Source organism: Chitinophaga agrisoli (assembly GCF_008386695.1).
GTDB lineage: Bacteria > Bacteroidota > Bacteroidia > Chitinophagales > Chitinophagaceae > Chitinophaga > Chitinophaga agrisoli.
This window is the reverse complement of sequence record NZ_VUOC01000169.1, coordinates 1-411: the sequence shown is the minus strand read 5'-3', so window position 1 is coordinate 411 and position 411 is coordinate 1. Positions and strand designations below refer to the sequence as shown.

The following is a 411-nucleotide window of genomic DNA, read 5'->3' as shown; positions in this document are numbered from 1 at the left end:
GGGCGTTATAGATTCCTTCGTATGCCTTTTGGTATAAGTTCAGCAAGCGAAGTGTTCCAGCGATCAATGGAGCAGCTGTTCGCCGGATATCGCTGTGCAATTATTGTCGATGACATTATCATCGGAGGCCGCGACGTTGCTGAACATGACATTAACCTGAAAAGGGTGTTGAACAGAGCACGTGAGATCAAGCTCAAGTTAAACCCGGTCAAATGCAAATTTTGCCTGGACCAAGTCAGCTATGTGGGCCATATTTTTACGAGTGAGGGCCTAAAGGCCGATCCTTCCAAAACGAAAGCAATCACCGAGATGCCAGCACCCAAGGATGTGCCTACCTTACAGCGTTTCCTTGGAATGACAAACTATCAAGGGAAATTTATCGGAAACTTCAGTTATATTGGTGCACCCTAC

1 protein-coding gene is annotated in these 411 nt (G+C 46.5%); it reads left to right on the top strand.

What is annotated here, in order from left to right; all coding sequences use genetic code 11:
* On the top strand, positions 1-411 hold a 411-nt coding region (locus F0L74_RS33120), incomplete at both ends, for a reverse transcriptase domain-containing protein (RefSeq protein WP_149842262.1).